Source organism: Kribbella sp. CWNU-51, from assembly GCF_054073265.1.
This window is the reverse complement of record NZ_JBSXMZ010000067.1, coordinates 1-1,215: the sequence shown is the minus strand read 5'-3', so window position 1 is coordinate 1,215 and position 1,215 is coordinate 1. Positions and strand designations below refer to the sequence as shown.

Annotated in this window: 1 protein-coding gene; it reads right to left on the bottom strand. The window is 68.6% G+C overall.

What is annotated here, in order from left to right; genetic code table 11:
* Nucleotides 1-1,181, bottom strand: a 1,181-nt coding sequence (locus ACXC9Q_RS41820; protein WP_457062603.1) for a DDE-type integrase/transposase/recombinase, incomplete at its 3' end; no start/stop codon positions are given.
* Nucleotides 1,182-1,215 lie beyond the last annotated feature (34 nt).

The window sequence follows — 1,215 nt, the reverse complement described above, 5'->3', positions numbered from 1 at the left end:
GAGGGTAGGGGTTGGGTGGGGCGGCGGGTGCGGGGCGGGCCTGAGGGGGCGTCTTTGTGGTCGGGGTCGAGGGTGTGGCGTTTGACGAGTTCCTGGTCGTGGAAGACCACGACGTGCTGGTCGTCGCGCAGGATGTGCAGCCGTGCGCCGGCCCATTCGCGTCCGAGCGCGAGGCGGTGGCCGGCTCCGATCTCGATGCGGCCCTTGGCGCAGGCTGTGACGGTGGACAAGGTGGTGCGGGTTGGGGGTGGCTGGTCGGGGGTGGCTTTGGGGGTGGCGAAGTAGCGCTGGTCGGGGGTTTGGTCGGCGATGCCTTGGTGAGGGCGTTCGGTGTTGAAGATGATGTCGTAGCCGTCGAGGAGGCGCTGCAGCTCGGTCAGATCGGTGGCCGGTGGCCGGGCCTGGAGCCAGCGTTTCAGTGGGCGCCAGTCGCGTTCTTTCTTCCCGCAGGTCTGCGGGTGGTACGGCGCGCAGGTCGCGTGGTAGACCCCGATGCGGGCCAGTCGTGCTTCGAACTCCGAATAGGCGCCCTTCCACCGGCGCCGGGCACTGAACGCCGCGCCGTTGTCGGACAGCACGACCACGGGTTTCCCGTGCCGGTTCAGCGCGGTCTTCATACACGCCCACACCGACGCACCGTCTTCGCTCTCGGCGGCCAGGGTCGCCAAGATCTTGCGGGAATGGTCATCGACGACCCGCACGATCACGACCTTGGTCCCCGAGGCCAGACGCCATTCGGTCGCGTCGGTCTGCCACATCCCGTTGGGTGACATCGCCTCGAACCGCCGGTAACTGGAGTGCGGCCGCTTGGCCGCAGAGGCCTCGACACACCCCTGCGCGGCCAGGATCTTGTGGACCGTGCGCGCCGACGGGATCTGCCCGATCCCGGCCAGCCGCAACCAGCTGCGCACACTCCTGGCCCCGCCATCCCAGCCCTGGGCGACCAACTCGTGATGCTTGGCCACCAACAACTGCACCACCTCGGGCGGAGTCGCGTTCGGGCTCCGGTGCGGCCGCCTCGACTTCGGCAACAACCCCGCCAACCCCTCGGACTCCAACTGCGCCCGATACCGGTAGAACGTGTCCCGGCTGATCCCGTACTCCCGGCACAACCTCGACACCGCCCCCCGCGGCACATCATCCAGCACGACCAGCGCGCCGATCGCGAACCGAACCTCCATCGGAACCACCAGACCCGCCATGACCCACCAACGA